Origin of the sequence: Sanguibacter suaedae, assembly GCF_016342785.1 — a bacterium.
Lineage (GTDB): Bacteria > Actinomycetota > Actinomycetes > Actinomycetales > Cellulomonadaceae > Sanguibacter > Sanguibacter suaedae.
The window spans coordinates 150,002-157,931 of record NZ_JAEINH010000003.1; the positions used below are offsets into that span (position 1 = coordinate 150,002).

5 protein-coding genes are annotated in these 7,930 nt (G+C 70.7%); all 5 read right to left on the reverse strand.

Annotation, left to right across the window (positions count from 1 at the left end; all coding sequences use genetic code 11):
- Positions 1 to 42: 42 nt before the first annotated feature.
- The 5 genes from dnaG to JAV76_RS04825 all read right to left on the reverse strand — a co-directional run bounded on the left by dnaG (position 43) and on the right by JAV76_RS04825 (position 7,759).
- The gene (gene dnaG, locus JAV76_RS04805) at positions 43 to 2,016 is read right to left on the reverse strand and encodes a DNA primase (protein WP_198732891.1); all 1,974 of its coding nucleotides are present in this window, start codon (positions 2,014 to 2,016) and stop codon (positions 43 to 45) included.
- Positions 2,017 to 2,060: 44 nt separating this feature from the next.
- Entirely contained in the window at positions 2,061 to 3,353 is a 1,293-nt protein-coding gene (locus JAV76_RS04810) for a deoxyguanosinetriphosphate triphosphohydrolase (RefSeq protein ID WP_198732892.1), read from the reverse strand.
- Positions 3,354 to 3,430: 77 nt separating this feature from the next.
- The gene (locus tag JAV76_RS04815; protein WP_198732893.1) at positions 3,431 to 5,254 is read right to left on the reverse strand and encodes a glycoside hydrolase family 13 protein; all 1,824 of its coding nucleotides are present in this window, start codon (positions 5,252 to 5,254) and stop codon (positions 3,431 to 3,433) included.
- Entirely contained in the window at positions 5,251 to 6,150 is a 900-nt protein-coding gene (locus JAV76_RS04820) for a sugar ABC transporter permease (protein WP_198732894.1), read from the reverse strand. The genes JAV76_RS04815 and JAV76_RS04820 overlap by 4 nt, the downstream gene beginning before the upstream one ends.
- Before the next feature lies 1 nt (position 6,151).
- A complete protein-coding gene (locus JAV76_RS04825; RefSeq protein ID WP_198732895.1) occupies positions 6,152 to 7,759 on the reverse strand; it encodes an ABC transporter permease subunit in 1,608 nt (535 codons plus the stop codon).
- Positions 7,760 to 7,930 lie beyond the last annotated feature (171 nt).

The following is a 7,930-nucleotide window of genomic DNA, read 5'->3' on the forward strand; positions in this document are numbered from 1 at the left end:
CTCGTCCCGTGACCTCCGAGGCGGCGCGGCGGGTGGTGCGCGTCACCGCCCGCCGTTCTCCCGGAGCTCGCGTCGTTCCTGCTCGAGGGCGAGGAGGTCGGCGAAGGCCTGCTGATAGGCCTCGGCGTCGTTCACGGGGTCCGTCCGCTGGAGGCGGCTCTTCGCGTTCCCGATCTTCCGGGTGATGCCCAGCTCGAGGAACGCCCGGACGACGCCTCGGACGTAGTCCTCGATGGCGTTCGGACGGTCCTCGGGCATGGGCGCGACCGCGAGCTCGTTGACCAGCGCGACGACGGGCTCAGACGCCTCCTCGCACACGGCGCCCACCCAGTGCCCGTCCGGGGCCTGGAGCGCCCCTGTGAGCCCACCGGCGGCTCGGACGGCCTCGTGCACGGCGCGCCACGCCGGGACGGTGAACGCGTCACCGGGGAGCTCGTCGACCTTGTCCGCGGGGAGGAGGTGCGGGTACTGGAGGATGGCCTCGAGGGTCTGTCGCTCGAGGCGGGCGATGGGGTCGTTCTGCGTGGGCCGCGCGAACCCGGTGGACTCCGCGGCAGGCACCTGCCCGCGATCCCCGGCGTCGTCCCGGCCCCCCGCAGGGCGCGTCGTCCTGGCCGGTCCCTGCCCTCCACCACCAGGCCCTGCCGCTCCCCCGCCGCGGCCGGCGTCCTGGACGGCCCGGCGCACGGACTCGCCGTCCATCCCGAGCCACCCGGCAAGCATCCGGGCGTACTCGGGGCGCAGCGCGGTGTCGCGGATCCCCGCGACGACGGGGGCTGCCGCGCGCAGCGCCGAGACGCGCCCCTCTGCGGTCTCGAGGTCGAAGGACGCGAGGGTGGTGCGCACGACGAACTCGAACAGCGGCTGGCGTCCGGCCACGAGCGCCTGGACGGCCTGGGGCCCGCGGGCCTGGCGGAGCTCGCACGGGTCCATCCCCGAGGGCTCGACGGCCACGAAGGTCTGGGCGTAGAACTTCTGGTCCTCGCCGAAGGCGCGCATCGCGGCCTTCTGGCCGGCGGCGTCACCGTCGAAGGTGAAGATGATCTCCCCGCCCTGGGACCCGCCGCCGGCGAGCCGCACGCCTCCCCCGGCGCTCGTGTCGCCGACGAGGCGTCGGACGAACCGCACGTGGTCGGACCCGAAGGCCGTCCCGCACGTCGCGACGGCCGTCGTCACCCCGGACAGGTGGGCCGCCATGACGTCGGTGTAGCCCTCGACGACCACGACCTGCTTGGTCTTCGCGATGTCCCGCTTGGCGAGGTCGATGCCGTAGAGCACCTGGGACTTCTTGTAGAGCGCCGTCTCGGGGGTGTTGAGGTACTTGGGACCCTGGTCGTCGTCGTAGAGCCTGCGGGCGCCGAACCCGATGATCTCGCCGGTGACGTCGCGGATGGGCCAGATGAGGCGGCCACGGAACCGGTCGTAGACACCGCGGTTGCCCTGGCTCACGAGGCCGGAGGCCTGGAGCTCGGGTTCCGTGAAGCCCTTGCCCCGCAGGTGCCTCAGGAGGTTGTCCCAGCCCTTGGGCGCGTACCCCACCCCGAAGTGCTCGGCGTCGGCGCGGTCGAAGCTGCGCTCCGCGAGGAACGTGCGCCCGGCAGCGCCCTCGGGGCTGAGGAGCTGCTCGGCGAAGAACGCCCCGGCGATGCGGTTCGCCTCGACGAGGCGCTGCCGCTTGCCCGGCTCCTCCGCGCGTCGCGTCCCGCTGCCCTCCTCGTACCGCAGCTGGACGCCCACGCGCGACGCGAGGTGCTCGACGGCCTCCGTGAATCCCAGCCCGTCGATCTTCTGCACGAAGGAGATGACGTCGCCGCCCTCGTTGCACCCGAAGCAGTGCCAGCGGCCCACCTGCGGGCGCACGTGGAACGACGGCGAGCGCTCGTCGTGGAAGGGGCAGAGCCCCTTCATGGAACCCACACCGGCGGACCGGAGCGTCACCTGCTCGGCGACGATCTCCTCGATGCGCGCCTTGTCCCGGACTGCGTCGACGTCTTCGCGCTTGATGAGGCCTGCCACGCCCCGAGTCTAGGCCTCGTCCCGGGAGTGCGAGGACCCGCGGGTCACCGGTCGGTGCGCCCGGGCTGGACGAGGCGGGCGTGCCACTGGGCGGCGCTGACGTCGGTGAGGGAGGCGACCTGGTCGATGACCACGCGCAGGCGGGCGGCATCGTCGGCGGCCTCCGCCCAGTCGACGGCGAACGCCGGCTCGAGGGCGATGGGGGCGCGGTCGGCGAGGACCTCGACGAGGTCGGCGATGAGTTCCCGCTGGAAGATGTAGAGGGGTTCGGCCTCGCGGGGCGCCATGATGTAGGCGACGGCGAGGCCCTTGAGGACGAGGATCTCCGCGAGGGTGTGGTCGGGGACGATGAGGGTCGCTGCGTACCGGGTGAGGGGGCCGTCGCCGTACTCGGCGCGGGTGGCCTTCTCCGCGGCCTTGGCGAAGCGCCCGATGAGCTGGCTCGTCGTGTCCTTGAGGGTGGCCAGCGCCCTGCGGGACCCGTCGAAGCCCTGGACGAGGAGCCCTGCACGGTCGAGCCGGTCGATGGCGGCTCGGAGCGCGTCGGGCGAGACGAGGTGGCCGTACCAGGTCTGGACGGCCTCGATGACGCGGGCGCGCTCCTCGTCGGCCGCGAGGACCGCGAGGTCGAACCGTCCGCCGACGATCCCGTCCTCGACGTCGTGGACGGAGTAGGAGATGTCGTCGGCGAGGTCCATGACCTGGGACTCGAGGCACTTCACGCCGTCGGGCGCGCCTTCACGGAGCCACTCGAACACGGGGACGTCGTCGGAGTAGACGCCGAACTTGTGGGTGGGGCGGCCGTCGAGGCGAAGCGGGCCCTCGTTGTACGCCCAGGGGTACTTCACGGAGGCGTCGAGGCTGGCACGCGTGAGGTTGAGGCCCGCGGCGCGCCCGTCGTCGGCGAACACCTTGCCCTCGAGGCGGGTGAGGAGCCGCAGGGTCTGGGCGTTGCCCTCGAAGCCCCCGATCCTCGAGGCGAGGTCGGCGAGCGCCCGTTCGCCGTTGTGACCGAAGGGTGGGTGCCCGAGGTCGTGGGCGAGGCAGGCGGTGTCGACGACGTCGGGGTCGCACCCGAGGGCCTTGCCGAGCTCGCGGCCCACCTGGGCGACCTCGAGTGTGTGGGTGAGGCGGGTGCGGATGAAGTCGTCGGAGGCGGGGCCCATGACCTGGGTCTTGGCGCCGAGGCGGCGCAGCGCGGAGGAGTGGACGATGCGCGCGCGGTCACGCTCGAAGGGTGTGCGGGCCTTGCTCTTGGGGGCTTCGGTGACCCATCGCAGGCGGTCGGCGTGGGTGTACCCGGAGCCGTCGGTGCTGGGGGTCGGGTCGGTTGGCACGGGTCAACCCTAGCGACCTCGTGGGTCGCACCCCGACGGCCCGGGTCCTCGGTACGGGACCAGGCCGTCGGGGGCGGTCATGTGAGCTGCCAGACCTGCACGGTGGGCCCGTCGGACGGCAGCGACCAGCCGTCGGGGCCGGGGTGGAGGTCCGCCCCGCCGTAGAGGTTCTCGGCGGCGTCGGCGGCGAGGGGCAGGGTCGCCCCGGTCCACGGGGCGCGGGCGACGAGCACGAGGACGGTCTCGTCGGCGGTCTCCCTCAGGTAGGCGACGGCGTCGTCCTCGACGAGCGCCCAGCGGAGCCCTCCGTCGCGCAGGGCGGTGCTGGACCGGCGCAGCGTGACGAGCTCGCGGTACGTGCCGAGGGTCCGGTCGTCCCAGCGGTCGGGGCGGTCCCAGGGCATGGTGGTGCGGGCGTGCTCTCCGTTGACGCCCTCGGCGCCGATCTCGTCGCCGGCGAACACGACGGGCGTTCCCGGGTAGGTGAGGAGGAGTCCTGCGGCGACCTCGACCATTGCCGGGGAGCCGACGAGGGTGCGCAGTCGTGGGGTGTCGTGGGAGCCGAGCATGTTCCACTGGGTGGCGAGGACCTTCCAGGGGACGACGGCGTCGAAGTCGCGCATGGTGGCGACCATGTCCCGCCCGGACCGACGGGCGAGGCGCGCGGGCAGGCCGAGCGCGGGCACGTCGTTCTCGGGGTCGACGAGCCACGACCACACGGGGCGCGTGAACGCCGAGTAGTTCATGTTGGCGTGCCAGCCGTCGCCCATCATGTCGGCGCCGGAGTCGTGGAAGTGCTCGGCGACGAGGACGGAGTCCGGGTTGATGTCGAGCATCGTCCGGCGGACGGTGCGGGCGACGTCGTGGGTGCGGTCCTGGTCGGCGTACCGGCCGGTCATGTTCGCGACGTCGACGCGCCACCCGTCGAGGGCGTAGGGCTCGGCGAGCCAGCGTCCGATGACGGATCCGCGCCCGTCGATCATGCGTTCGGCGAGGGCGGGGGCCGAGTAGTCGAGCTTGGGCAGCGACGCGTGCTCGAGCCACCCGACGTACCCGGGCTCACCGTCCGTCCAGTAGTAGAAGGACGCCTCGGTGCACGACCGGTCGGCGCGGGCGCGGCGGAACCACTCGTGCCCGTCGCCCGTGTGGTTGGTGGTGATGTCCCCCATGATCCGCATGCCGCGGGCGTGCACCGCCCGCGAGAGGGAGGCGAGGGCCTCGTCGCCCCCGAGGAGCGGGTCGACGTGGTCGAACGTCGACGCGTCGTACCGGTGGTTGGAGCGCCCCGGGAACACCGGCGTGAGGTAGAGGGTGCCGACCCCGAGGTCCTCGAGGTGGTCGAGGTGCTGCTCGATGCCCGGCAGGTCCCCGCCGTACAGCTGCGAGCCGACGCCCGGCCCGGACCCGACGGGTTCGTCGTCCCACGCCGCGGGTTCTGCCCAGTCGGGGATCTCCGTGCGCTCGGTGCCGCGGGCGAAGCGGTCGGGGAACACCTGGTAGACGATCCCGTCACCGAGCCACCCGGGTGCCGGTGCGTGCACGGTGATGCGGAAGTCTGCGGCGTCGGGAACCTCGCGAGAGAACACGCCCCGACCGTTGAGCCACCGGTAGCCGGTGGGCTCGTCGAGGAGGAACCGGTAGCACGTCACGGGGTTGTGGACGAGAACGTCCGCCTCGTACCAGCGGTCCGCGTCCGTGGTGCGCACCAGCCGAGCCGGCGACACGCGCGGCTCGCCGTCGCGCACGACCCGCACGTGCACCCTTCGCTCGGTGCACCCGAGCGGGACGCGCACACGGACCGTGACCGTGTCCCCCAGCGTCGGGGTGGCGTCCGAGACGTACAGCGCGGACCCGTCGTGGTGCGGCTCACCGAGGAGGTGCTCCATGGTGGACGTGGTCATCCCTTGACGGACCCTGCCGTGAGGCCGGACACGATGTACTTCTGCAGGAAGATGAAGAGCGCGACGACGGGGATCGCGCTGATCACGGCCCCTGCGGCGAAGAGGCCCCAGTTCGCGGAGAGCTGGTCGGAGACCCACTGGTACAGACCCACCGCGAGCGTCCAGTTCTCCTCCGACTGCAGGATGAGCTTCGCCAGGAGGAAGTCCGAGAACGTCGACACGAACGACAGGAGCGCCACGACCGCCAGGATGGGTGCGACGAGGCGCAGGATGATCGTCCAGAAGATCTGCGCGTGCGACGCACCGTCGATCTTCGCGGCCTCGTCGATCTCCTTGGGGATCGTGTTGAAGAACCCGTACATGAGGAACGTGTTCACCCCGAGCGCACCGCCGAGGTACACCATGATGAGCGCGACCCGTGAGTTCAGACCGAGGATCGGCACCACCTGGCCGAGGCTCAGGAGCAGGAGGAACACCGCCACGAAGGCCAGCACCTGCGGGAACATCTGGATGACGAGCAGGCTCGTCAGGCCGACGCGGCGTCCCGAGAAGCGGAACCGCGAGAAGGCGTACGCAGCCGCAGCGCCCATGAGGACCGTGCCGACCGCCGTGATGCTGCCGATGACCAACGTGTTGACCACCCAGGTCCAGAAGCGGGTTTCCCCGAGCGCCACGTAGTTGTCCATCGTGAAGGTCGAGAACAGCGCCGTCGACCCGGTGAGCGTCCCACCGTCGGAGACCGACGCCGACACGATGTAGAGGATCGGGAAGCCCGCGTACACGATGGCGAGGACGCCGACGACGTAGCGCCATCCGACCTCCCGCCACCAACGGCGCCGGGCCGCGCGGACGCGGGTGGACGACGGGGCGGACTGTGCTTCAGCGGTGGTCGCCATGTCAGTTGATCTCCTCGAGCGTGCGCGACTTCTTGAAGCTGATCACCGAGATCGTGGCGACGATCAGGAAGATGATGATCGACAGGGCGCTGGCGAGCCCGTAGTTCTTGGGGGCTCCTCCGTCCAGGCCCGAGATCGAGTACACCATCGTGATGAGGATGTCCGTCGAGCCGATCGGCACCGAGGCGTCCCGGAACATCGGCCCTCCCTCGGTGAGCATCTCGATGATGTTGAAGTTGTTGAAGTTAAACGAGAACGACGCGATGAGCAGCGGCGTGACCGCGACGAGGAGCAGCGGCATCGTCACCGAGCGCCAGATCCGCAGCGGACCGGCACCGTCGATCTTGGCCGCCTCGATGGTCTCCGCCGGGATCGCCTGGAGCGCGCCCGTGGCGATGAGGAACATGTAGGGGAAACCCACCCACATCTGCACGGCGAGGACCGCGAGCCGGGCGAGCACCGGGTCTCCCAGCCAGTTGATGTCCATGCCGCCGAGCAACGTGTCGTTGATGAACCCGTACTTGGTGTTGAGCATCCCGCGCCAGAGCAGGAACGACATGAAGGCGGGGAAGGCGTACGGGAGGATCAGCAGCGAGCGCATGAGCCGCTGGTACTTCAGCCGCGGGTCGTTGAGGACCACGGCGAAGAAGAGGCCGAGGAGGAAGGTCCCCGCGACGGAGAGGATCGCGAAGGCGAAGGTCCACACGAGGACCTTGAGGAAGGGCACGGAGTACCGCTCGTCACCGAAGGCGGTCCTGATGTTGTCCAGACCCGTGAACACACGCCACCCGACGTTGAGCTTCTCACCCTCGGCCGACTCGAACTGGCCATGGTCGTTCTCTGCGTAGACGACGCCGGTCTCGGCGTTCGTCATGGTGTCCGCGTCCTCGTCGTACCGGAGGATCGAGGTGTAGACGTAGCCGTTGCGCCCGTCCTGGGTGCGGATCGACCCGGCAGCGGGGTCGTCGCCGAACGCCACCCGCAAGGAGGCCACCGTGGCCTGCTCCGCGAGGACGCTCTGACGGTCGAGCAGCTCGAACCCGTCCACCGCGGTGATGACACCGTCCGAGACCTCGGCGTCCACGACGGACAGCGGGTCCTGAGCCGTTCCGGCACGGACGTCGTCGCCGTCGACGATGGCGAAGCCCAGCTCGTCACCGTTTGAGACGACCGCCAGCGGGTAGGCGGCGGACCCCTCGACCCTCTTCTCGTTCTGGGCGAGGAGCGCCGCGACCGCCTGGTCCTTGGTGCCGTTGTGGCCGTCGCCGTAGTTGGTGAATGCGACATAGCCGGTGTAGCCGATGGTGAAGACCTGGTAGACGAAGAGGAACGCGAGCCCTGGCAGCAGGTACTTCATGGGAAGCGCGCGTCGCGTGAAGTACACGACGTTCGCGACGAGGAGGAGCGCGACCATGCTCCACGCGATGACCGTCGACCCGACGGTGAAGGCGGTGATGACCACGTAGACGCCCAGGGCGTCGACGAGACCCATGATGGCGAGCTTGGCGAAGAACCCTCGGCCGAAGTCGCGGGCGTGCGAGACCCGGGCCGAGTCGTGGCGGCGCGGGCTGCTCACGTCAGCCTCGCGCTGCTGCTGGGTCGAGCTCATCTGTTCCTCCGTGCGGCATGCTTCGGACCGCTTCGCACGCGAGGTGGAGGCGGGTTCTCAAGGTCGGTTCCGTGACGTTGTCGCCGTCCTCGACGTGGCACGGGGGCCGAGAGGATCCCCGGGCCCCGCCGCCCCGCGCCCGCGGGTCAGGGGCCGGCGCACGCACCCAGG

Bases quoted from the DNA above. Each gene is read 5' to 3' on its own strand.
- JAV76_RS04825 (WP_198732895.1), bottom strand. From the start codon at position 7,759: ATGAGCTCGACCCAGCAGCAGCGCGAGGCTGACGTGAGCAGCCCGCGC.
- JAV76_RS04820 (WP_198732894.1), bottom strand. From the start codon at position 6,150: ATGGCGACCACCGCTGAAGCACAGTCCGCCCCGTCGTCCACCCGCGTC.
- JAV76_RS04815 (WP_198732893.1), bottom strand. From the start codon at position 5,254: ATGACCACGTCCACCATGGAGCACCTCCTCGGTGAGCCGCACCACGAC.